This window comes from Bombiscardovia coagulans (assembly GCF_002259585.1).
Classification (GTDB): Bacteria; Actinomycetota; Actinomycetes; order Actinomycetales; family Bifidobacteriaceae; genus Bombiscardovia; species Bombiscardovia coagulans.
Map to the genome: position 1 here is coordinate 99,369 of NZ_MWWS01000004.1, position 23,787 is coordinate 123,155.

The window sequence follows — 23,787 nt, forward strand, 5'->3', positions numbered from 1 at the left end:
CCTTTTTACCTTAATAAATAAATCTAGTATTTGACCTTAACGGGTAGCAGAATCTTCTGAACACACTAATGTACCCAACTTTTCTCCCATTAATGTGCGTGTAACATTACCATCTTCTTCCAAACCGAAAACACGGATTGGCATTTCATTGTCCCTGGCCATTGACAAAGCTGACGCATCCATAACTGCAAGATTATCAACCAGGGCACGGTTATAACTCAATTGAGTAAACATCTGTGCGTGCTGGTCTTTCCTGGGATCTGCTGTATAAACGCCATCCACGCCATTCTTTCCCATCAAGACCTCAGTACAGTGTATCTCTAGGGCCCGTTGAATAGAAACTGTATCTGTCGAAAAGTAAGGTAACCCAGCTCCTGCTCCGAAAATAACAACGCGATTCTTTTCCAAATGCCTGATGGCTTTGAGAGGAATATAAGGCTCAGCTACTTGTCCCATGGTGATCGCTGTTTGAACTCTGGTTGCTTGGCCAGCTTGCTCCAGGAAATCTTGCAAGGCTAAGCAATTCATAACAGTACCCAGCATTCCCATATAATCACCACGCGAGCGTTCTATTCCTGCTTGGCTAAGTTCCGCTCCCCTGAAGAAGTTACCGCCACCGACGACGATAGCTACTTGTACACCCTGTTGAACGGCTACGTGTATTTCCTTAGCTATGCGACGCACAACAGCAACATCAACGCCGACAGATCCGCCTCCAAATGCTTCTCCGGACAATTTAAGCAGTACTCTACGAACTGAATCGGGTTGATTATCGCTTGTCTTGGAACAGGTCATAGGAAGCCTTTCTAAGCTTTCAGGAGGTGGTATCAGGCGCATGAAAGCCTTAGTTAACAGTAGTCGTGAACTGAGACAAGCTACAGTACAGCAAAAGGGCTGTCTCCTCTGCAATAAGGAAACAGCCCTCAGAAGTAAACGAATACTGATATGAGTTACTCTTCTTCGCCTTTACCGACTTCAAGGCGTGCGAAAGACAAAGCTTGCCCGCCTACTTCTTTGAAAATATCGCCGACTGTCTTGGAAGGATCCTTGACATACTGTTGGTCAAGCAGCACAGTCTCTTTGTAGAAGGCATTCAACCTACCTTCAACGATCTTGGGAATGATCTGCTCTGGCTTGCCCTCAGCCTGGGATTTTTCAGTTGCAACGCGTCGTTCTGACTCGATTACCTCAGCAGGAACATCTTCACGTCGTAGCCACTTAGGATTCATAGCAGATATCTGCAAAGCTGCTTCATGTGCTACAGCAGAACCAGCTTCATCCGTCGCCACAATAGCAACAATAGACGGGGGCATTTCGACTGACTTGCGGTGTGAGTAAATCTCAACACGTGGTCCTTGAATCTTAGCGAACTGTCCAACCTTGACATGCTCGTGGAAGAGAGCTGCTGCCTCTTCCACAGTATCGTGCACAGTACCGGCTTGAGATGGAGCCTTCTCAACTTCCTCTACAGAAGAAGCATCGGCTTTTGCAACATCTGCAATAACCTCATCGCCCAGTTGAACAAACTGTGGTGTCTTGGAAACAAAATCTGTCTCAGAGTTCAGCTCTACAGCGTAAGCAACTTGACCTTCTGCAACGTCAACAACAGCAGAAGCGATAAGTCCTTCTTGAGCCTTGCGCCCTTCACGGGCTCCAGCAGCTTGGATACCTTTAGCACGAATGATTTCCTTGGCCCGATCCATGTCGCCTTCGGCCTCAGTGAGCGCCTTTTTGACGTCCATCATACCAGCACCGGTCTGGTCACGCAGTTCCTTAATAAGTGCAGCAGTGATTGTTGCCATCTTATCTCCTCTTATTAGCAACTGGGGGCGGGAAGTTCCCGTCCCCAGAAACATCTGTCAATAGCTTACTTTGCTTCGGCTGACTGAGACTGATCCTTTTCGGTTGTTTCATCAGCAGCTTTTACTGATTTGTCACCATTCTCGGAGTCGTCGTCTTTCTTCTCGAGCAAGTCCTTTTCCCATTCAGCCATTGGCTGGTCACTGGTCTCATCAGCCTTGACAGCCTTGTTTGACCGCTCTAGGAGACCTTCAGCTACTGCATCAGCCATAAGGCTGGTCAGCAGGTCAACGCCACGGATGGCATCGTCGTTAGCTGGAATTGGATAAGTAACTTTTTCTGGATCGGTATTGGTGTCCACCAGAGCCACCACTGGAATCTGCAGCTTACGTGCCTCTTCCACAGCCAAAGCTTCTTTATTGATATCAACAACAAAAAGAACAGAAGGTGTACGGTTCATGTTGCGGATACCACCAAGCTGACGCTCCAACTTGTCCTTCTCACGACTGAGCAAAAGGAGTTCCTTCTTGGTGTAACCGGAACCACGCACGTCGTTGAAGTCCATTTCCTCGAGTTCCTTGAGGCGATCAACTCGTTTGGTTACGGTCTGGAAGTTTGTTAGCATACCACCAAGCCAACGTTCGCAAACGTATGGCATATTTACTCTTGTAGCCTGAGTTTTGATAGCTTCCTGAGCCTGCTTCTTTGTTCCTACGAAAAGTACGGTGCCGTTGTGAGCAACTGTCTGCCTAATGAAGTCGTAGGCTTGATCAATCATTCCTAGGCTCTTAAACAGATCAATAATATGGATGCCGTTACGCTCCATCAAGATGTACTGCTTCATCTTAGGATTCCAACGACGGGTCTGATGACCGAAGTGGACTCCAGCTTTGAGCATCTCGCTCATCGTAATCTGTGCCATAGTATTACCTTTCTTGTCGGTTCTTGCCTGGTCATGTGCTCCTGCATGCAACTTCCAGTGGAAGCCGACCGACACAGGGCGCCGCGAGCATGACGCGAATTTGTATGCTGTTTGTCGAACTTGTAGTAATCCTCTCGCCCGCGACAGCTAGAGGGGTACATCTTGCATACATCAAAGAGAATAGCATAAAGTCCGCTCATTCTCAGCTCAATGGTGAATTGTGTTGGCTGTGAAGTGAACGGACTCTAGTTCAACATTCTTCGTAGTTACCTAGATCGTAGCTGTCTCATGGCTTGTCTACGCGCATCCTTTTCCAATCGATCAAGATAAACATGCCCGTCTAAATGATCACATTCATGCTGAAGCATACGTCCCATGAGGCCTTTACCTTCCAAAGTAATCTCTTTTCCTTGGAGGTTTATACCTTTTACTTTGGCGTAGTCAGCACGTCGGGTGGGGTACCAAAGATTGGGAACTGATAGGCACCCTTCTTCACCATACTGTTCTCCACTCGTTTCTACAATAATGGGATTAATCACATAACCTAATTTTCCCCCAATATTGTAGGAAAACACCCGCAAACTGACCCCTATTTGATTCGCTGACAACCCTGCTCTTCCTGGATCGTTCACGGTATCAAGCAAGTCAGTCACTAACTGATGAACAGCTGGGGTAATCGTTTCAACTGGCTCACAGGCTGTTCGTAATACAGGATCTGGGACAACACGAATTTGACGGATAGCCACTCTACGATTACTCCTTTTCGTCAGGCTCGGTAGTTTGACGATTGTGCTCTTCGTCAGTATCGTCAATATCTTTATCGTTTAAAGTTGCTTCCCTAAGTCGCTCTGAAACAGAGGCCAAGGAATCACTAACACTGTTTTTTGCTTTGTCAAAGATAGGAGCAACTGCTTCGGTTGTCTTCGCCTTCAACTTGGTCGATGTTGCGGGCTGGTGTAAGGTACTAGCCTTGGGTGCATACAGGACACGATCGATCAAATCTGCATTTTGTTCGATGACTTTCGGGCGTATAACCTTCAAGCTCGGAGTCATCGTTCCCTGTTCTTCACTAAAGTCCTCAGGGAGAATGAGGAATTTACGAACCGATTCGGCACGAGAAACATCACTGTTAGCTTGGTCAACGTACTGCTGCACGAAAGCACGCACAGCATCATTATTAGCCGCTTGTTCCATGCTCATGTTTTCATCAAGATGCTGAGATTTGAGCCAAGTGCTCAACAGACCCTTATCTAAGGTGATCAATGCACCAATAAATGGGCGTCCTTCACCGACAACCACAGCTTGAGAAACTATAGGACAGGTACAAATTGTTTCTTCCATAGGTGCTGGAGACACATTCTTACCACCTGCGGTGATAATGATATCTTTTTTCCGTCCAGTAATAAAGACAAATCCCTGGTTATCTATTTGCGCCAAATCTCCAGTATGCAGCCAACCATCTTTATCTATAACGGTTGAGTTCAAGGTTTCATTCTTGTAATAGCCCAAGAAAACACTCGGGCTTTTTACTAAGAGTTCGTTATCATCGCTGAGGCGAACAGTAATACCGGGGCCTGGACGGCCTACTGATCCTACCTCATTAGCATCTTCAAAGTTCACACAGCATGGTGCTGCAGTTTCTGTCATACCGTATCCCTGTATGAAGGTAATACCGTCAATGCCGTTAAAGAAATGCGCTAGTTCAGGATTCATTGGTGCACCACCACAGGCAAGGAAGCTGAGGTTTGAGCCCAAGGCTGACTGAATCGTATTGCCAACTGCCTGCATATAGAACGTGTGCTTCATACGTTCTGTAAGTGAATGACCCCTGCCCTCTTGTTCGTCTTGGGACCACTGAGCAAAATGCTTGTATGCTCCTGCAAATATCTTACCAGAGAGTCCAGTTCCTGCTTTTTGAGACGCGGCATTATAAACTTTTTCAAATACTCGAGGTACTGCCAACAGATAGGTGGGACGGAAAGAGCGCAAATCAGACAACAAGTGTTTTGAGGACGAAACGTAGCCGACCACACCCTGGGCTCCAATAGCCACATACTGAATGTATCGAGCAAAACAATGCGCAAGAGGCAAGAACAACATGAGCCTGGAGGGGGCAGCCAGCATATGATACAGGGCTTCCCAGCCTGCAAACACAATATGAGTGAAGTTACGACTCGACAGCATAACCCCTTTTGGTTTACCTGTTGAACCAGACGTGTAAACAATAGTGGCTAGATCATCTGCGTCTACTTGTGCAATTGCTTTATCAAGTTCCTCATCGCTGATGGACTGTCCAAAATCACAAACCGCATTCAACCCTTCAGCTTCGAAGTTGAAGACATATTTGATATTTGGCCTTGTTTGTCTCAGCTGCTCAAGCACCTGTGCATGCTGCGAATCCCCAGCAAAAGCTATAACGCAGTCGACATCATCTACAATCGTCTCAGCTTGTTTGCTTGAGTCTGTCTCATAAATAGGAACCGAAACGGCACCCAAAGCTGCGCAAGCAAAATCCGTAACCCCCCAGTCATAGCAGGTTGCTGCATAAATGACTACCATGCTGCCCTTACGAACACCAAGTGCTAAAAGGCCCTTAGCGACTTGTCGCACCCTATCATGCATCTGTCCGGCGGTTACGTCGTGCCAGGATCTAGTATCAGGATCCTGCCACTGTGCAATCAAATCCTGCGGATCTCTCTCCACTCGATGAGCCAAGAGTGAGTAAATGGTGTCTTTGTCAGTAGTCGGATGCATATTTTCGACTGTGTATTCACGCAACATACTCTAACTATATGAGTGGGGCCAGTCAAACAGTAAATCATCCCATATCAAGAAGAGAACAAACCCAGTTACTGCCTTGAACTTCGATCCGAAGATTGACTTGATAGCGCTGCCCAATAACCATAATCGAAACGATAGCTTCAGCTGCAGTTTCAGACAGGGCAAATATTTCGATGTGAGTAGGCACAATAGGCGGATATGATAACGATGAATCTGAGTGTACCAAAACACCAATAGGTGAACCATGAGGTCCTGTGTGCAGAATTCGCACAAACAAGGCAAACTTTTGTATACAGATCGGGGTTAACAAGCCTTGTAAATAATCAATTGAAAGATGACCTCTAGCTATATCAACAGCCTTGCAAGCAAGTGTCGAAACATATTCCGCCAAATCCTTCACCCATGTTTCATCTACCGACCCCTGTGTGAGACCAGGATCAATATAGCGAACTGGCGCTGACCAATTACTCATACCTAATGTGATTCTCGTCTTTATCGAAGTAGTTGAAGTCCCCAAGTAGGTGCTTGGTGATGTATGCACTAATCCGGATCCGTTCGATGTTGGATCAGAAAGATCGAAAAGGGTTGGTTGCTTATTGCTGCTTTGTTCTGTAGCCATAGTTACCTCTTATAGTCTTCCGACCGTAAATGCAGACAGGTAAATAATCTTTTCGAAATCAGTATGCTACTAGGCTATAAACGTAAGCAATTGCTTAAACAGGTAGATGTGTACATGTGCATGCAAAGACATACAATAATCATTTGTACAACTGCAAAGCAGTCCATAGTGAACCAAGCAAGAGGAGCAATAGTGAGGTTGAGGAACTTAAGAACTACCAAAGGTTTTACAGTTCTTACAGCAGTATGTTTGGTGTTGAGTCTATCCGCTTGCTCGAATGATCGTTCATCACATGCAACCCCTGCTGCAAGCAACACAGCTCAACATGCCAGCGCTGGTCAAGTGGCGATATTCACACCTTCTGACGGAATTACTCTCTCACAGCACACGCCGATCAACAAATGGGCTGCATTGATACCATATCTTGAACAATCTTTAGCGAAAGAAGGGTTCAAAAAAAACGACATCACCAGTAGAACCAATAAAAGTTTAGACCAACAAAGTCAAGAGGTTCAAGACTATGTGGTATCGCAAGTCACTCATCGGAGCAACAAAGATTCCAGTCAAGACCAAGTACCCACTACTATCGTTGTTGCTCCTGCCCTCCAATCCTCCTCTGTAACGCGTCAGTATGGCGACTACACGAGTCACATTACCAATGCCCGAAGAGAAGGCCAATTATCTGATTCGAGCGCAGACGGAATGGGCAAGAAAGCAGACACGACTCACGATCACTCAGATTCACTTGCTAACAAAGATGCCTATCAACGCTTAGTATCAGCTCTTCAGCTTGCACAGAAAAATGGCATGCACGTAGTACTTCTAGCCAATGATATCCACGAAATAGTTCCCGATCTCTTTGTTAGCATGTCCACAGCTGAAGAGATTGGACGCCTTCAAGCTCAACAACTTGTCAGCAAGTTAGAACTTGACAAAGCTAGTGCCAACAACCCTCGATACATTGAAGTCTTATTACCAAAAGAAGATAGCCTCGCTCAAGCCGAAGAATTACCAACAAACAAGAACAGCGATGAATTCGCACAAGCAGCATTCAAGGGTATTTGGCATGTTCTTTCACCTTACTTTCAGGATGGTCGAGTAGTTTGTCCATCAGGACTACTGACCAAAAAGAGCACAGAGAGTGACTGGAGTTTCATCAGCTACGACCCTGGTAACAATACTGAAGCGACCGTCGAAGAACTCACCCGTAGGTTACGTAAAGACAAGACAGCTACGAATAAAGACCAACTTGTTGAAATTGACGGCGTTCTTGCCATGAACGATTTCGTAGCCTCAGGATCTATAACGGCTCTTAGTGATATGGGGTACGTAGGAACGTCAGCAGACATCAATCCTGAAATATCTATAGGTGGAATTGTAGGCAGTATAACCGGCAAAAAGGATGTACAACGCCAACCCGTTCCTCAACCGCAATCTAAAGTAACGACAGAAGAACCAGGAGATGCACGCAACCAGCAAGATCATGCTCCACAGGCAAACCGTGATAGAACACCGCGTTGGCCTATTGTCACAGGTTATGGAGCCTACCTCGATAACATGCAACAAATAGTAGACGGAAGACAATGGATGACTGGTTTAGAGGACCGCTCAGGCTTAGCTCAAGATATAGCCTCAGCTTGTCGTTCACTCAACAAATCTCAACCGATTAAGCAAGGCAGAGTCTCAAAAATCGAAACCGCAGGCAGGTCTGTTCTTACTCTATCCAGACCCTTACTTGCTATTTCTGCAAGCAATTTGAAAAACGGCTTGATAGATCCTGGATATATTAAACCAGCAGATGCCGGTTTATAAAAACTATTCAGGTTTGAGAATAATTTTACGAGACTTAACCTTACTCAAAGGGTTCATATATGTCTGCTGGGCTGTTTTCACTCCCCAATGCAGACAGCGTCCATCACAATGGTCTGAGTGTCCTTCGACTCGAGCGAATTCTTGTCCTGATTCGACTACAGTGCCAGCCTTCAAACCTGTAACAGCGGGTTCAAACGTAACCGTAAAATTATCAATTCGTAAGCTCACTACTTGTTTTCCTGCGACTACCCCCGCAAAAGATAGCTGACCCTGACTAGGAGCAACGATTGGTGCTCCTAAATCAGCTGCTAGGTCCACTCCCCTATGCCCAGGTAGCCATGGCTCTACTGGATTATCGAATTCAGCAATCACTATCTGGTCCGATTTACTTCTTGCTTTCAATGGCCATTTCCAAGCGGCTACACAACCTCTAGCTTTGCCTAATTTCGTAGTGGCGGTTTCTTGTGCGTGTACCAGCTTGGAATGCATACCAATCGCAACACAGTTTTCAAAACCAACAAGACTTGTAGCCAGTATCAGGCAGCAGCCAACTGACAACCATCGTAGAATTTGTGCTTTCTGAATTTTCCTGATCATCAGGAGAAATACAAACATTCGCCTGTTGTCTGTAAATCTCATTACTGGCCTCCTTGTTCTACAACTGTTCTTACAATCCACCTTGTACTCTCATCTTCTCGTAAGAGCAGCAGAACAAGCAGATTGTTCTAACATGTGGTCAAGTGAACGAAATCGGTCTTATACGTTTGCAACTAGCATGACAAAAGGGCCACTCACTGGTATAGCCAGTGGATGACCCTTTTCTAAAACTGATGTTCCAAGAATTACTGGAATACTACTGACAACGACATCTTATTTACTTTCTTGTGCAATCCAGTAATCTAGAGACTTAAGTGACCCGGCTTGCCAGCGATCAACAAAGCCTTTAATTTGTTCGGGATCCTTGCACGTTTCTGGGAACCGCATACATCTTGTATCAAATGGGCAATCACGTGATAGTTTGACGTCGATGACAGTGGATCGATCAGCATTCTTGGCTTCGGCAAATGCACGCCGAGCATCATCTATAGTTCGAACAGTGTAGCCAATAGCACCATAACCTTGAGCAACAGTGGCCCAATCAGTATCCGGCAAATCCACCCCTGAAAGCGGCTGATGAGTATCATCACGCTGTTCAGCCTCAATAAAGCCCAACGATTCGTTAGAAAATACAACATTGACGACAGGAGCATTGTACTTTAACTGTGCCAGAATCTCTTCACTCAGCATGGCAAAACCACCGTCTCCTGAAAGCGAGTACACCGTAGAATCTGGATATTCAAGCTTAGCTGCCAGTGCAGCTGGCACAGCAAAGCCCATAGTTGCATGCTTCCCAGAAACGCACCATTTGTTAGAAGGCTTTATCTTAGCAAGCCGCAAGAAGTTAATATCCACATTACCTACATCAGGAATCAAGATATCGTGTTCTTCCAATTGCTCGTTCAGAATGTTAAAAATGGGTTCAGGCCGCAGCGGAGTGATTGAGTCATTTGCAAAAGAGTCGATCCATTCTTGCCAGTTTTGCTTGCTTCGTATGCAAGCCCGATAATACGGCTGAGATGCTTGCTCATGACCACAATCAAGCATTGCGCGCAAAGCTAACTTAGCGTCAGCCTGAATGGCAACAGATACTTCTGGCTGGAAGCGCTTGCCAAGTTTAGAACCATCGTTATCAACTTGAATTACCTTCGTGTATGGTGCAACAAACATTGATCCAAATGGGTTATCTGATCCTACCCAAACCATCACATCGCACTTATACTGAGCCTCCGTGGCAGTCTTAGTTGCCACCCTACCAGCAGATTGCAGGTAGGCTGGATACTCGTCTTCTACGATACCCTTAGCTGGGAAAGAAGAGATCAATGGCATCTTAAATTGCTCAGACATTTCCACAAGCTCGTCATGCGCCTCTCGAGCACCCATACCAAAATACAGCATAGGAGCTTTTGCTGACTCGATGAGACGGACCGCCTCTTCAATTAAATCTTGATGTGGAGGAATAGGCATAGGCTTCCGGAAATTTTTAGCGGTAGCAACTGGGAGGTTGTCTATGTCCTGCCAAGCTAAATCCTTTGGAATAGTAATAACAGATACCCCGTTATACTTGTATGCACGACGGATAGCTTCATCTACCAGGCCGGGTAACCCTTGAGCGTTAGTAGCAGTGCGGTTGAAGACTGCAACATCAGCAAACATAGGTTCTTCATCCATAGCCTGGAAGAAGTCTATGTTCATGAATTGTTGAGGAACCTCACCAACGAGCGCTAAAACAGGTACACCATCTTCACGGGCGTCATAAAGACCATTCAACAGATGGACAGCACCAGGACCGGATGAGCCGAAACAAACACCTATCCTACCAGTCAGTTTTGCCTCAGCGCTCGCAGCCAGTGCACCGCCCTCTTCATGGCGGACCTGTATAAAATCAATGCGCTCACGTTCATTGTGAATGGCATTCATCATGGAGTCAAATGAGCCACCAGGCATACCGTAAATCCGTGGAACCCCCCATGCTTCAAGTACACGAAGAACCGCATCTCCAGCATTGATCTTGTTTGGAGCAACAGTTGCATTTGACATTATGTATAACCCTCCTCAGCGAAGGCAGACTATCGATTTATAGCCCGCTGTACAACTCGGATTGCTGTCCTCATCAACAACAACCAAGCCATATCTCGAGACTATTACAAAAACCGAAAAAAGAACACTCGCTGCCAGAATTCGTGATATACATCACACACGCAAAAAGTAATTACTACTTGAACTACCCCGTAATTTACGTGATCTTCAGCATGGAATCACCTAATCATGTTCATCAAGTGCGGCAATGCTGAGGACGTAAGACCAACTAGTATGAATGAACCTTTGCTGGAAGATCGTTCAATAGGTCAGTACAACAGTGATGACCGTCGGTATCGGCCCACTCCAGAGTAGCTAACGAGGGATCAGTATCATCATGATGCTGACCTGGCTTGAACTGCAAAGAAGCCCAACTACTATTACCTTGCCAGAACAACGTTAGTGTCGATTGAGCCTCGTCTACCTCATATGAGAAATCTCCGTCGAAGGCATCGAGCGTATTGCGGAGCCGGCACAGAGCATTCAACGATTGAACAACTGGTCGTTGGAGATTATAGTCGATGTCAGCGCACGAATAGAAACGACGGTTGATATCGCGCCCATTATGCGTTCTCTCCAAAAGATCCATATCATTCGTTCCCGCTAGAGCACCTACGTAGTACACCTGAGGTATACCAGGTGTGAAGAACTGTAGTGCTCTTGCAGCCAAGTAGGCTCTATCCTTGCATGCTAATGCTGAATAATAGGTAGAGTTTATCTGATAGAGATCCAAGTTACTTGCTGCTGCGCCAGTTGCCGCTAAGGATTGCCCGCCAGTATTGTGGTGAATTTGTGTGACCAAATGATCAACATCTTCATCAGAAACTAATCCTGCTAGTGATCGGTTCATTTGGTCAGAACCAATATCTATCACACCAATACCATCATGAGTGTCCAAGACTGTCACTGCATTATCTGGTCGCACATCAATCCAATGAGCCAACGCCTCAATATCACCGGTAAAAATGGAATGGAGTATAAGAGGAGGCAAAGCAAAGTCATATACTCTATCGACTTTTGTGGCTATCTCGATTTGTTTTTGATAATAGGAATGAACTTCAATAAGCGTTTCAAGACCCCGAGTAGATGCCTCTGTTTTTATACGTTCGATAAGTTTAAAAGTCTTAGGAATCATAAAACAGCTGGTACCTGCTTCCTTGGCACCATAACCAACAGCATCTAAGCGTATATAACTGACATGACTGTCAGCCAAGCGATCTAAGACAGAGAGCAAGTATGCCCAGCCCTCTTGCGAGTCAGTGTCGATATCAACTTGCTCAGGCGTAAATGTTGTCCATATGAGTCGAGCCTTTCCTGCCACGTTATAATGCGTAAAAGGGAGCCCAGGACGAGGTCTATATATTCCAGCCAAATCTTTTTCATCTACGCCGTTCGGGAAAACCGAAGACAGCGTGAGAAACATCGGAAAGTAAGGACTTCTGTCCCCTCGAGATAGAACGTCCTGGAACTGATATGATTTCCAAGACATGTGATTAACGATCGTGTCTACCATGATCTTATGGGTTTTACTCAGCTCAGTTACTTCGTTCCACGAACCAAGTCGAGGGTCAACTTTGCGATGATCTATCGGATCAAAACCTGCATCTGCGCCATCGTATGGAGAGAAAAAAGGTAGCAGGTGAACACCTTCGTATACTCCAGAAAACCGGGACCGTAGAATTTGTGTCAGCGATGCTAGATTGCCATCACCTAGTCTGTCAACATATGTTATTAACTGAACTTTGTTGTCCATCCGACCTCCTATGCCCGGCTACCGACGCTATTAGAAACAGTTAGCAAAACAGTACCTAATCGCTTATCATGCCTTAATATATTATATGGTAAGTACTTCTTATTAAAGTGTTGAGGAGCAGAGAATAACCATCGTACTATTTACATGGTAGCGACCTTCGATGCAGCATTGAGAAATAGGAGAAACTTATGGGCAGGCAGGCTACCATAACGGATGTGGCTAGAGCTGCAGGTGTTTCAACCTTCACGGTCTCCAAAGCCCTGCGAAATCAACCTCATGTGGCACCAGCAACACGACAACGCGTCTTAGAGGCTGCATCGAAGTTGAATTATGCAGCCTCAAAATCAGCTGCTGCTTTAGTAAGCGGCAAAACCAAACGTGTTGCTTTGCTAATCGGCGAACAGATTACCGGCTGGTTTAACGGCTGCATCCAAGAAGGCATTTACGATGTCCTCAGCACCCGTGGATATGACCTTCTTATTTACCGGGCAGGGAGCAGTAAGGAAAGACAGTCATTTTTTGAACATTTACCGGCGAAACGAAATGCAGATGCCATTATCGTGGTTTCCTTTACGCTAACCGATGCGGAGACTCAGGCATTACAGGCTCTAGATATGCCAATTATTGCTATCCATTCAGATACCACAGACTTTAGTCAAGGATCAGTGCGTATAGACGATAGACAGGCAGAGATAGAAGCAGTCCACTATTTATCGACACTGGGACACAAGCGTTTTTCTTTTCTTGATCGTTATAACCCTTTGCCCGAGTACTCATGGGGAGCAAACCAACGCATTAACGGATACAAGGAAGCCATCAAACGATTCAACCTCGTCGACTGCGGCGTGCTTAGTATGGACAATAGTGGAGAACATCCTGCTAAGAAAGCTGCTGCTGCGATACTGTCAATGCCTAAGAGACCAACCGCAATTTGTGCTTGGTCAGATAATTGTGCACTTTCTTTGATATCAGAACTACGCCAGTCAGGTATCCTCATACCCGAACAACTCTCTGTCATGGGTTTTGATTCTTCGGATGTAGCCGAGCTAGGAGGACTATCTTCAGTCTCCCAGCCAGCCCGTGCCATCGGTGCGAATGCAGCCAAAAAGGCTTTGGATCTTATCAATGGTGTATCACTCGCCGATGCACACACACTCATAAAGACCCAAATCATTCCTAGGGACTCTACAGGTCCGGCCCCAGTCGTTCCGTAGCCGTAACCACTCCTGTCCTCGCTGCTTTACCTAGCCAGGCGAGAGAAGGCTTAGGAAGGCGCTCGAAAGTGGTGCGATCCACAGCAACCAAACCAAAGGTTGGGGAGAAAGAACCCCACTCATAATTATCCAATAACGACCAGTGAAGATAACCTAAGACTGTAACACCGCCTTCCATCTCTTGTAGGAGTGAGGCGAGAGCCCCATATGTATAGTCTATGCGCCTACTGTCGTTATCAGTTGCAATACCGTTTTCAGTGACAAAAACAGGCTTACCTCCAGTTAGCTTCCAAGCTGTTTTCACACCTATACCCAAAGCCGGGGGAAAATACTCCCACCCATTTTTTGTTTTCTCAACATCATCTGGGACAGGCAAGGGCCCATGTTTACCAATGAAGGTCCGCAGATACGCCTGAACACCGATCCAATCATCGTCAACGGCTTGCTCAAAGAAAAATGTTTCTCGCCAATACGCATAGTCTTGGGTCTCATTCTCACAACCCGGCATAGCATGAAATGCTTGAGCCGCCACAGACCATCCTACTTTTTTAGCCGGATCCTGTTTCAGCAACGCTCTTGCTTTGTGGTGAGCTTCAGATATGGTATGAGCAATATCCACATTGGGCTCTGGGAGCGATGAAGCGACCATATCTTCCCCGGTCTCACCACCCTGAGTCATTGCTACCATATTGGGTTCGTTAATAGTACAAATCCAAGTAACCCCGTCAAGCAAGGGTTGAAGAAAACCAACGTATCTGGAGAACAAATTGGGAGCATTAGGATTACGCCAACCCCCTTGTGCTGCAAACCAGTTTGGTACCGTGAAATGGTGGAGGGTGATCATTGGTTCGACACCCTGCTCCCAGCAGAACTCAACGATTCTCCTGTAGTGCAGAAGTTCTGCCCGAGAAAAATATCCTTCTTCAGGCTCAATCCGAGCCCACTCCACAGAAAAACGGTACATAGTAAGACCCGAATCTGCGAGTAAGGAGATATCTTCCTTATAACGATGGTAACTATCGCAGGCATCGCCAGATGGCTCCTTGATGTCCGTGGCTACAGCATGCTCTCTAGCCCACCAGTTGTTATTGACATTGTTTCCTTCTATCTGATGGGCTGCTGTTGAAGCACCCCATATAAAACCTTCCGGAAAATGCAAATTTTCTAACATACTCTACCTTTTCTACCGCTGACATTTGCTTTTCGCTGTTTTTACTTGATGCCACTCATAGTCACACCCTGGATGAAGTACTTTTGTAGGAAGATGAAGAGCAAGAGTATTGGCGTTACCACAAGCACGGCACCAGCTAACAGAACACTATAATTGGTGGCATTTTGCCCAGTCGAGTATAAGGATAAGGCCACTGGCAAGGTATACATCGTATTCGATTGTGCAGCAACTAAAGGCCATAAGAAATTATTCCAGGACGATAAGAAGGTTAGAACCGCCAAAGTGGCTAGGGGCGGCTTGCACTGTGGTAAAACTATTTGGAAAAAAATTCGTAATTCACTCGCTCCGTCTATACGTCCAGCTTCCAAAAGGGCGTCAGGAATCCCCTGCATAAACTGCCGCATAAGGAACACGCCTATCGGCTGTGTAAGGAAGGGCAATATTAGAGCAAAATAAGTGTTTAACATATGTAAGTTCGATATGATCACAAAGAGAGGAATAAAAGTTGCAACACTTGGCACCATTAGGGTAATCATAACCAACAGGAACAGGATATTCTTACCAGCGAAATCAATCTTAGCTAGCGCATACCCAACCATAGAACAAAATATCAGATTCCCCAACATCGTAAAGAAAGCGACTATGAAACTATTACTAAAGTAATTACCAAAGTGAAGCTGTGTAAACCATTGAACAAAGTTTGCTAATGTTGGATTTTGCGGAAGCAAGGTTGGAGGAACTGCCATAATTTCTCTTTGGGTTTTTAGCGAACCAAGAACCATCCAGAAAAATGGAAATACCCATATGATCCCAACAATGGTTAAAACAACATACGTGATTCCATGTGCCTTTCGAAACCGCTTCCACAAACTTATCCGATTGAGCTGAACATACTGGGGTAACTTCGTTGATACATCTGACATATTCTCCCCTCCCCTAATCCTCTGACTTCAGAATCTTGAATTGCAAGAGACTTACCACCGCAATAATGATGAAAAGCACATAGCTTGCCGCTGAAGAAATACCGTATTGCCCGAATCCAAACTTTTCGTAAATATAGTAAGAAGCCGACAAGGTTGAATCCAGAGGACCCCCTTGGGTCATTACGAATGATTCCTCAAAAAATTGCAAGTAGACAACCGACTGCAAAACTGCCCCTAAGAGCAAGGTAGGCTTTAACAAAGGAAGCGTGATACTACAGAATGTACGCCATTGTGAAGCACCATCCATTTGTGCTGCTTCCAAAACTTCTTCAGAAATAGATTGAAGACCAGCCAAGAAAATAATCATTAACGTACCCATATTCCGCCACAAGGTCATGATCATGAGTGCAGGCAAAGCGGTTCTGGTGTCGTGTAACCAATCTGGTCCCTGTATTCCTACAAAGGCCAAAATTGTATTCAGTAAACCGTCTTGCTGTAGGATGTACCTCCAAACAACTGAAACAGCAACCGTACTGGCCACAACCGGCGCATAAAAAAGAGCTCTAAAGAAGGCATTAAGATGACGTAATCCTTTGTTTAATGCCATCGCAAAAGCCAGAGCCACAATCATAGTTAGCGGCAAGCCCACAATCACAAACATACCTGTTGTTCCCAACGAATGTAGGTACCTGGGATCCTGGAAAAGATGAATATAGTTGCTTAAACCAGTAACATTAACGTTAAATGGCGTCTGAATGTCCCTGGCTGTTATATCCGTAAAAGACATCAACAATGAGGCAAGCAAAGGAATCAACATAAATATAGCAAAGACCACGACGAAAGGTAAGGAAAATCCCCAGGCAATAAGAGTTCTTCTACGACGAACGAATTGCATTGAGCCGTTCTGAGTAGAAGAACCAATTCGCCTGTTGTCTAAACGAGGCAAAGAACTCATAGCAGACCTTACATTCCTGTCCCTATAGAGTCCGCCTGTTGCTGGAGTTCTTTGAGCCCTTCATCGACAGAAATTGTGCCTTTGTTCATCTTTTCGTAGATAGTGTCGGCGGTCTTGCTCATTTCACCCCAGGTATACGTGACAGGCATTGACTGCACGTGTTTAAGCTGTTCTCCAAACGCTTGAAGTTTCGTGTTTTCAGTAAGTTCTTTATCTTTCCAAGCCTGATTCGAAGCTGGTAAATCAGCAGTAACCTTATACCAATTAACTTGCGTTTTCGGCTGAACGAACCACTGAATAAATTTCCAAGCAGACTGCTTATTGTTAGAGGACTTGAATACAGACAAGTTGCAGCCTCCTACAAAGGAAGTAGAAGATGTCTTTGCAGGCATAACAGCTGTAGCATACTTGTCGGAAAAACCTGGACCTCCCAGTTCGTTAATCTGCCCAGCAGCTGTCGGCCCTTCGAGCATCATCGGCGTTGCTCCAGAAACAAACTGTTGCATGTTAGCACCCGGAGTTACATCCGCATTGACATTTGCCAGACCATCTTTGAAGAGACTCGTTGTATAGTTCAGTGTTTCTTTAAGCTCAGGAGTATTAAATGTATAAGACTTGTTGTCCTTGCTCACAAACTGCGAACCAGCTGAGAACGCAAAAGGAGACATGCCTTGGAAGCTATCGGTTCCCGTGGGGAACATGAAAAATCCAAATTTGACTCCATCGACTTTCTTTAAATCCTGAGACATCTTCTGTAGTTCATCCCAGTTCTTAGGAGCATGTCCCCAACCTGCCTGCTGAGCGATATCAGTGCGATAATACAAGACTCTTGTATCTACATACATAGGAACTCCTACCTGCGTATTACCTACTTTGCCACTTGATTTCAGTCCTTCGTTCAAATCCTTCATATCCAAGTTTGATGGAACTGGAGAAAGTGCCTTGGAATATGTAGCCATATCCGTATTTCCCATCATGGCAACATCTGGACCAGTACCTGCAGCAATGGCTGTTTGAAACTTGTCCTTGTAACTAGACCACGGGATAGAGGTGACAGAAATTTTGACGTCAGGGTTCTCCTTTTCAAACTGCTTTATAAAGCCGCCCATCTTCTCACCCTCGTTACCCATAGCCCAGATAGTCAACTGACCGTTGGCTTTTGAACTATCAATACTCGTCACAGCAGTATCATCTTTTCCCGCATCCTCTTGAGTGCGTCCACATGCAGTGAGCGAGACTAAAGCAGCAATGCTGACCATCCCTGCAATAAGAGTATGAAAACGCGATATCATCTGAACCTCCTTGATCAGGTATCTAAACGCTTAGATAGCAACATCAGTATAAACGATTAGGTGCACTCGTGTCAACTGTTTAAGGCACTACAACAATGAGCAAATAACAGACTTTAGACATACTGAATTTATCCATGTATGTCCGTTAACTAGATGCCGATATGTAGCACTTTTCTGAGTAGAAATAACAGCATGTAATACAGTGCTTGTTACTTACGTTCACACTCACCATAGATGAACAAGAAACAATCGAAACTGTTACCATATCTTGTCTGAGACATTCATAGGCTCGGAGAGTCTCACTGCATACGTTCATCAGTCAGAACACAGAATGAAACATTCTGTCATGTACACTGATAAGTAGAGAAGAATCGCTTTTTCAGCGTGCATGTACTATTTCGCCAATAACCACAGCGTCAACAAGACTACCAGCTATCCGTCATGCAACTGTTTCTTCCGCATCAGCAGCTTCAGCAGGTTCTTCTTTCCAATACTTACGCATAGGCCAAGCAAGAAGTGCAGCTATGAATGAAATCACAGCAGCCAGCAGAAAAGTCTCTCTAAAACCAAAATACGTAGTAACAAATCCCGCTGCCTGGGAACCGATAGCAAATCCGATAACACCCTGTCAGCAAGCGTTGATAGTTCTTCTTCACTCAACTTATTCCAGATGACAAACGCACAATCCCCAAGTTGTTAATTTATCCTAATACTTTCTGGTCATTTTACTGCCAGTATGGTGAACCCTCCTCTGAGCTTGTCCAAAATGTGGACTGTAGTGGAAAATACTTATCTGCGAAGACAACCTTATCAGCACAAGAACAGAAAAGTCGCTTGCAAAGCTGACTTACCGGAATAATAAATGAATTGTTTCCAACTTTTTTGCGGATGTTTCTAGTTGTATTTATACACATACGACGTCCTGCATATGGTCTATCTTCAGGGCAACCACCGTCTCTACGAAAACTAGTTGATCGATTCTCTTATTTTCAGTATTACTTTTTCAAGTAATTATGGAAGATCGACCATTCCTCAGCAAATTGGAATGAGACAGTATGTTGCTCAAGTTCATACCCATTACCAGTAACTAGGAGGAGTATTTAGTACCTGCATAATCATATGCGAACACCACATATACCAGCCAGGCAATCATAAGAGATAAAGCACTATGATCTCCCTGCCCAGCACATCCAAACCCAACCTCTTGACCGAGTACAGCTGAGTCCTTGTCGCTTGAGAGTGAGAAGCAATGGTTGGAGAGAAGCAAAATAAAAGCCGCCGACGTATCGGCGGCTAGTGAGCTCCCGCGGCTGGGCTTGAACCAGCGACATTTCGATTAACAGTCGAACGCTCTGCCAACTGAGCTACGCGGGAATGTAATCTTGCTTAGCGATTACTAAGCACAGTTTCTATATATTAACAACCGACGTACACTCTCGCAAGGCGGCGTGTCGAGTACTTCCCTACATTCAGGGATAACGAATCCTCAGTCTTCCCCTAATAGTTCCTTGAGGTTTGTTAGATATAGCTGAAAGGCAGCCTGTCCCTGACTCGTTACACTAACATACGTGACTGGCTTGCGTCTTTCAAAAGTCTTGAACATGGTCACATATCCAGCATCTTCTAATTTAGTCAGATGGACAGAAAGGTTGCCAGAGGTCATTCCCAGCATGGTACGAAGCTTTTCAAAGGACAACTGCTCTTGAGTTCCGATTTTGGAAAGCACCGTCATGATTCGCAGACGGGAAACAACATGGATGACAGGATCAAGTTTTATAGCCATATCACCTATCTCCTTGTATGAGTGCTGCCCATACCTCTTCGACCCCGAAAGACAAGAGCTGCAAGAAGCAAGAACGAACCACCACCTATGACTGCCATCGTAAAGAAACCAACCGTCCCAGACAGGAAAGGCATGAACATGCCCATAAGCAACATCAGCAGACCGCCAAGGAACATAGGTAAATCAAATGCATCGAGGATGCTGCCAGACATGTACAAAATACCGACAATAAGAACAGCTATGCAATTATAAAGAATAGCTATCCGATCATCCGACAGATTCAATCGCTGAACTAAACCAGTGCACATGAACATGCCAGATACGAACGCTAAACACCAAGACCAGCCATAGACAGTACCTCTGACCTTTGATTGTCCCCTTCTACCATGAACGGACTTGACACCACATACGATGCTCACTACTACCCCTGCAAGAAGCAACAATCCGTAGATAGTAAAAGCTAGCCCACTGGGCCCCCCAACATTTCGTAAGGATGAGATAGCAAGCACTAGGTAAGCCACCACCCATACCAAACCCCAGGTCACATACAAGTTCTGTCCGCTGGAAGCAAACAAAGCATCAAGCTTACGATTCTCAGCCTCAACTAAACCTAAAGCATGAGCTGGGTCTGTGATGACAGAATCATCAGACGGGTAACTGTTTCCGTTAACCTGAACTGTTTCAGAATGTTCCGATTGAATTTGCCTACCTTCTTCATTTTTCATCGTGTGAAGCTCTTTGGTTTTTTGAGCACTCATAGGGACTCCTTATACCTTATAGACAGTAAGAACTTAATGTTTCTATGTTAACTTTACATCGCAAAGTTGTTTACTGCAAAATTTGAGATACGTTGTGTCTGTTTATTTGGTTGTTTCCACACCAAGAGAAAGAGGCGGCTTAAGCTCTCACATACCACTCAAGGCAACGAATACGAAACTCAGCAGGTTTTGTTTCTATAAACACACACCGACACTGTTTGTTTTACTATCAAATAAGCATTAGTTGCTACTCAGATGCATCCACTTACCCGTTATACCAATGTGGACCATACCAAAATCAACAAACAATCACGGAAGCTCTGCTCCTACCTGCTGTATTGGTAAATTTGCTCCATCGGCATGGCAGAGTCAATAGAGAAATTCATAGCTGAAGGTCGAACGCCCGCCTCAACCAAGTTAACTCCCAACATGGCCACCATGGCACCATTATCAGTACATAGCCTAATATCAGGTACGCGCACGTCGACACCACACTCCTGACCAAGCTCTAGTAGCTTAGACCGAAGTTGGGAATTCGCAGTGAAACCACCACCCACAATCAAGGTATGTGAATCGTATTGTTTACAGGCTTTCATGGCCTTTTTTGATAAGACACTTGCCACAGAATCAGCCAGAGATGCACAGATATCATCCACAGGTATTGCTCTGCCTTCTGCCTCCTCCCCCTCAATCCAGCGAGCCACTGCGGTTTTCACACCAGAAAAACTGAAATCATAAGGGTGCTCCTGACCTGCTTTACCTTGGGTTAGCCCCTGCGGCACACGAATAGCATGAGGATTTCCTGCCATAGCATGACGATCAATGTGAGGCCCCCCAGGGTATGGAAAGCCGAGCAGTCGTGCCACCTTGTCAAAGCATTCGCCAGCAGCATCATCAAGGGTAGTTCCGACCACATCGACATGCTTGGCAATATCTTCCACATGAAGGAGTGATGTATGACCTCCGGAGACAATCAGCGCTAGGGTATCAGCTGGAAAAGGACCGAATTGAAGCTGCGTTACGGCTATATGCCCTATGACATGATTTACCCCATATAGTGGTTTCCCTGCCGACCAAGCAAGAGCTTTGGCTCCAGAAACTCCTACTGCCAGACAGCCAGCTAGTCCAGGACCAGCTGAGACAGCTATTGCATCCACGTCAGAAATGTTCATATCTGCCTGAGCTAAAGCCTGTGAAACTACAGGAACGAAGGATTCTGCATGCGCTCGAGAGGCAATTTCGGGAATAACACCTCCATAACGAGCATGCTCATTCATGGAAGAGGCAACTACATTTGATACGAGAGTGCCACCGCGAACTACAGCCGCCGCCGTCTCGTCACAAGTAGACTCTATTCCTAACACAACTGCTCGGCTCATGTCCTTATCCTTATTCCTGTTCATTAATCACTGCGTTCATATGAGTTGCGCTCTCGTTACCAGATTCAGGTGATATATCAGAAGCACCTATATTCACAGCCATAGTGTAGGCGTCAATACCCTCAGGCTGGTAATACCGTTTACGTAGTCCTAAACGTTGAAAACCAAACGAACTATACAAGTTGAGAGCTGGCTCATTGTCTACACGAACTTCCAAGAGCATACGCTTGGCACCTTGTGAGCCAGCTCGCGCTATGAGCTGGGCAAGCAATTGCCTAGCTAATCCTTGCCTACGGAAGTTCTGCGATACACCGATGGTCATCAGTTCTGCATCTTGCCCGTCATACCAAAAACCACCATATGCTGCTATACCATCTGCATCCTCATACAGCAAATATGTGCGTGCCGGAGCGTTAAATTCTTGCTGGAGCATTCCAACTGTCCACGCATCAGCACCAAAAACCTCTTTTTCCAACTCAGCAAGAGAGACTATGTCATCAGCCTCTATATGACGTAACTTCATACCTGCATCACATGCTTCGATGGGTTTGGTATCGAAATGTCTGGCCTGCGCAAGTAGAGCGGTTCTATACTCCTAACAGGCTCTAGGGCACTGGTTTGCGCACAAGCAACAAAACAGTCGATACCATCCAGCCCGTGGTCAAATAATGAATCCTCCTGCACAACTCCAGGGAAAATGAGGTTATGCCAACTATCAGCATACTTGTCAACACCTCGACCAGTCACGTTGACTACAATTCTAGAATTAGGGTCAGCAGATACAATCTGTGAACACATCTTATTAACCCGATCAACAATACGGTCAGGATAGTCAATATCCATTGTTAGTAGAGGCTTTCCGCTCTCATAACGCGACGGTACTGGTGAATCATACAATGCAAAATACAGTTGCCGTCTTCGAGCATCGTTAACCACCAGTGTCAGTTGACGTACGGGCTCCGAAGCTTTACCTACTATCATTCCATTTGTCTGCATGCAGGAAGCTGCCCACACTGCCTGGGCACTGAGAATGTCTTGTCCTAGTAGCTGAGAACCCACAGTATAAGCAATAGCTTTCGCTGCAACGATACCAGTACGCAAACCAGTAAAAGGTGCTGGTCCGATACCCACAACAATGGTGTCAATATCTTGAGGCTGCTTACCTGCATTACTCATCAGTTTGGCAATTGTAGGTTGCAGCAGTTCAACGTGCTGATGAGAATCGTGTTCAACGATGACATCTTCACCTGCAAGACCCACAGTCAGACCATAGGAGGTGTCAATAACAAGAGTTACTGAACCCTTATTACTTCTTTTATCGTGGTTGTCAAGTTCTATCATTGTGCCAGTGCCTCTTCTAGCTGTGACATACGGCCTGTCCAAGTCGAGCCTACCGCATGAATAGAAACGACGCGCAAACCATCACTACTCAGTACACAGTCGCTATTTTCACTTGCTGTTGAGCGAACTGATAGAGGCCGTTCAATATACACTTCCAACCGCTCTTGTGCTAAGGCTGACGCCATTTGTTGACCCCACTCCATCAAAACCACAGAATGTTCGTCAGGATCTTCTAATTCTTCATCCAAGCCTAACGATTCAAGCTCATCAAGCAACCTATCGGCACTATTTTGTCCTGGTTCATACTCTGTAGAACCTAAGCGGTAGGCATCGACATGAATGAGACGTACAGGTTCTCCCAGTACAGTATGCCCATGAAGTTCTCTAGCAATAGTAAAAGTAGGTGAAACCACCGGAGCATCTACGTGCAATCCTTGCCCAAACCCCTGGGTCAATGTTGTTTTACCAGCACCTAGTGGACCAGAAAGAACTATAACCTCTCCACCTGTGATTTGACCTGCGAGAACCCGTCCAAGTTGTTTCATTCTTGCAGTTGTTGGAACATTTACCCGGAACACATGTGGTTTTCCGTTATTATTTTTGATGCT

At 45.5% G+C, this 23,787-nt stretch carries 21 protein-coding genes and 1 tRNA gene; 2 read left to right on the forward strand and 20 right to left on the reverse strand.

All coding sequences use genetic code 11. The annotated features are described in order from the left end of the window. Window positions 1-36: 36 nt before the first annotated feature. The 6 genes from pyrH to BOCO_RS02215 all read right to left on the reverse strand — a co-directional run bounded on the left by pyrH (window position 37) and on the right by BOCO_RS02215 (window position 6,122). Complete coding sequence (gene pyrH, locus BOCO_RS02190) at window positions 37-795, reverse strand: UMP kinase (RefSeq protein WP_094722478.1); 759 nt, start codon at window positions 793-795, stop codon at window positions 37-39. Window positions 796-950: 155 nt separating this feature from the next. Continuing rightward, the gene (gene tsf / locus BOCO_RS02195) at window positions 951-1,802 is read right to left on the reverse strand and encodes a translation elongation factor Ts (RefSeq protein WP_094722479.1); all 852 of its coding nucleotides are present in this window, start codon (window positions 1,800-1,802) and stop codon (window positions 951-953) included. 65 nt (window positions 1,803-1,867) lie between these two features. Next, entirely contained in the window at window positions 1,868-2,722 is an 855-nt protein-coding gene (gene rpsB, locus BOCO_RS02200) for a 30S ribosomal protein S2 (RefSeq protein ID WP_094722480.1), read from the reverse strand. A gap of 266 nt (window positions 2,723-2,988) precedes the next feature. Beyond that, window positions 2,989-3,468 (reverse strand): peptide deformylase, encoded by a 480-nt coding sequence (def, locus tag BOCO_RS02205; protein WP_094722481.1) that lies wholly within the window; start codon window positions 3,466-3,468, stop codon window positions 2,989-2,991. Between the two features lie 7 nt (window positions 3,469-3,475). After that, entirely contained in the window at window positions 3,476-5,503 is a 2,028-nt protein-coding gene (locus BOCO_RS02210) for an AMP-dependent synthetase/ligase (RefSeq protein ID WP_094722482.1), read from the reverse strand. 37 nt (window positions 5,504-5,540) lie between these two features. Beyond that, complete coding sequence (locus tag BOCO_RS02215; RefSeq protein WP_094722483.1) at window positions 5,541-6,122, reverse strand: hypothetical protein; 582 nt, start codon at window positions 6,120-6,122, stop codon at window positions 5,541-5,543. Between the two features lie 192 nt (window positions 6,123-6,314). Here BOCO_RS02215 and BOCO_RS02220 point away from each other — a divergent pair, with 192 nt between their 5' ends. After that, window positions 6,315-7,934, forward strand: a complete 1,620-nt coding sequence (locus BOCO_RS02220) for a substrate-binding domain-containing protein (RefSeq protein ID WP_158520391.1) — start codon at window positions 6,315-6,317, stop codon at window positions 7,932-7,934. A 3-nt stretch (window positions 7,935-7,937) separates the two neighbouring features. On the opposite strand, the gene BOCO_RS02225 is transcribed toward BOCO_RS02220, so the two are convergent. The 3 genes from BOCO_RS02225 to gtfA form a co-directional block, all read right to left on the reverse strand. Beyond that, window positions 7,938-8,573 (reverse strand): M23 family metallopeptidase, encoded by a 636-nt coding sequence (locus tag BOCO_RS02225; protein ID WP_094722485.1) that lies wholly within the window; start codon window positions 8,571-8,573, stop codon window positions 7,938-7,940. Between the two features lie 231 nt (window positions 8,574-8,804). Then, window positions 8,805-10,571 (reverse strand): pyruvate oxidase, encoded by a 1,767-nt coding sequence (gene spxB, locus BOCO_RS02230; protein ID WP_094722486.1) that lies wholly within the window; start codon window positions 10,569-10,571, stop codon window positions 8,805-8,807. 268 nt (window positions 10,572-10,839) lie between these two features. Then, a complete protein-coding gene (gene gtfA / locus BOCO_RS02235; protein WP_094722487.1) occupies window positions 10,840-12,363 on the reverse strand; it encodes a sucrose phosphorylase in 1,524 nt (507 codons plus the stop codon). A 188-nt stretch (window positions 12,364-12,551) separates the two neighbouring features. On the opposite strand from gtfA, the gene BOCO_RS02240 reads away from it, so the two are divergent. Further along, window positions 12,552-13,577 carry a LacI family DNA-binding transcriptional regulator gene (locus BOCO_RS02240; protein WP_094722488.1) on the forward strand — a complete coding sequence of 342 codons (1,026 nt, stop codon included), beginning with the start codon at window positions 12,552-12,554 and terminating at the stop codon, window positions 13,575-13,577. Here the strand turns inward: BOCO_RS02240 and BOCO_RS02245 are convergent. From BOCO_RS02245 to tsaE, 11 genes are all read right to left on the reverse strand, one after another. Beyond that, window positions 13,549-14,748, reverse strand: coding sequence for a family 1 glycosylhydrolase (locus BOCO_RS02245; protein ID WP_094722489.1), 1,200 nt, complete (start codon window positions 14,746-14,748; stop codon window positions 13,549-13,551). The two genes, BOCO_RS02240 and BOCO_RS02245, sit on opposite strands and share 29 nt — an antisense overlap. 41 nt (window positions 14,749-14,789) lie before the next feature. Beyond that, the gene (locus BOCO_RS02250) at window positions 14,790-15,494 is read right to left on the reverse strand and encodes a carbohydrate ABC transporter permease (protein WP_244568712.1); all 705 of its coding nucleotides are present in this window, start codon (window positions 15,492-15,494) and stop codon (window positions 14,790-14,792) included. Between the two features lie 190 nt (window positions 15,495-15,684). Beyond that, complete coding sequence (locus tag BOCO_RS02255) at window positions 15,685-16,626, reverse strand: carbohydrate ABC transporter permease (RefSeq protein ID WP_244568713.1); 942 nt, start codon at window positions 16,624-16,626, stop codon at window positions 15,685-15,687. Window positions 16,627-16,634: 8 nt separating this feature from the next. Continuing rightward, a complete protein-coding gene (locus BOCO_RS02260; RefSeq protein WP_094722491.1) occupies window positions 16,635-17,918 on the reverse strand; it encodes an extracellular solute-binding protein in 1,284 nt (427 codons plus the stop codon). A 1,301-nt stretch (window positions 17,919-19,219) separates the two neighbouring features. Then, window positions 19,220-19,292, reverse strand: a tRNA-Asn gene (locus tag BOCO_RS02265). A gap of 112 nt (window positions 19,293-19,404) precedes the next feature. Further along, window positions 19,405-19,701, reverse strand: coding sequence for a transcriptional regulator (locus BOCO_RS02270; protein WP_094722492.1), 297 nt, complete (start codon window positions 19,699-19,701; stop codon window positions 19,405-19,407). 5 nt (window positions 19,702-19,706) lie between these two features. Then, window positions 19,707-20,459: a hypothetical protein gene (locus BOCO_RS02275; protein WP_094722493.1), complete on the reverse strand. Its 753-nt coding sequence runs from the start codon at window positions 20,457-20,459 to the stop codon at window positions 19,707-19,709. A gap of 326 nt (window positions 20,460-20,785) precedes the next feature. Further along, window positions 20,786-21,838, reverse strand: a complete 1,053-nt coding sequence (gene tsaD, locus BOCO_RS02280) for a tRNA (adenosine(37)-N6)-threonylcarbamoyltransferase complex transferase subunit TsaD (RefSeq protein WP_094722494.1) — start codon at window positions 21,836-21,838, stop codon at window positions 20,786-20,788. Between the two features lie 10 nt (window positions 21,839-21,848). Beyond that, window positions 21,849-22,361: a ribosomal protein S18-alanine N-acetyltransferase gene (gene rimI / locus BOCO_RS02285; RefSeq protein WP_094722495.1), complete on the reverse strand. Its 513-nt coding sequence runs from the start codon at window positions 22,359-22,361 to the stop codon at window positions 21,849-21,851. After that, entirely contained in the window at window positions 22,358-23,179 is an 822-nt protein-coding gene (tsaB, locus tag BOCO_RS02290; RefSeq protein WP_094722496.1) for a tRNA (adenosine(37)-N6)-threonylcarbamoyltransferase complex dimerization subunit type 1 TsaB, read from the reverse strand. Before tsaB ends, rimI begins: the two co-directional genes overlap by 4 nt. Continuing rightward, window positions 23,176-23,724 carry a tRNA (adenosine(37)-N6)-threonylcarbamoyltransferase complex ATPase subunit type 1 TsaE gene (gene tsaE, locus BOCO_RS02295; RefSeq protein ID WP_094722914.1) on the reverse strand — a complete coding sequence of 183 codons (549 nt, stop codon included), beginning with the start codon at window positions 23,722-23,724 and terminating at the stop codon, window positions 23,176-23,178. The genes tsaB and tsaE overlap by 4 nt, the downstream gene beginning before the upstream one ends. Window positions 23,725-23,787 lie beyond the last annotated feature (63 nt).